Origin of the sequence: Roseovarius autotrophicus (assembly GCF_018069895.1) — a bacterium.
GTDB classification, from domain to species: Bacteria; Pseudomonadota; Alphaproteobacteria; order Rhodobacterales; family Rhodobacteraceae; genus Roseovarius; species Roseovarius autotrophicus.
This window is the reverse complement of record NZ_JAGQDH010000082.1, coordinates 1-557: the sequence shown is the minus strand read 5'-3', so window position 1 is coordinate 557 and position 557 is coordinate 1. Positions and strand designations below refer to the sequence as shown.

General features: G+C 64.3%; 1 protein-coding gene. It reads right to left on the bottom strand.

The annotated features are described in order from the left end of the window. Positions 1-366, bottom strand: a 366-nt coding sequence (locus KAK09_RS18650; protein ID WP_210880413.1) for an IS66 family transposase, incomplete at its 3' end; no start/stop codon positions are given. Positions 367-557 lie beyond the last annotated feature (191 nt).

Genomic DNA, 557 nt, shown 5'->3' with positions numbered 1-557 from the left:
GCAACCACAGGGGCAGAGCGTGCTGGCAGGCTCGATCACCCGCTCGACCCGGGGCAGATGGGAGGGCAGATGCCCGCAGTTGCGCCTGGGCTTGCGGGGCGTTTCCCCGCGCGCCCTTTGCATCGCCTCGGCTTTCTCCTGCGCGGCCTCGAGCACGCCTTGGGCAAATTCCGCATCCTCCAGAGGCAGGTTGAACTGGTCGGGTGACAGCTTCTCGGAGCTTTTGCCAAACTTCTCGCGTTGCGCCACGCGCAGGATGTCCTGTAGCCGCCGGTTGGCTTCTTGCGTCTCAGCCAGCGTCGCCTCGACCTCGGCGAGGCGTGCTTTCAGCAGGGCATTTTCGCGTGCAAGATCAGTGGCATCCATGGCGGGAAGTGAATCACAGGATACCGCGTCAGGCCAGTAAAAACAGGCCTTTCAGCGCAGTTTTCCAATTAACCAGCCACCAGCGGGCGCCGCGCCCGCTCGGGCCGCACAAGTCGCCAATCCACGCCTTCAAAAAGGGCTGCGAACTGCGCGCTGGACATGCGCATGACGCCGTCGCGCACCTGTGGCCA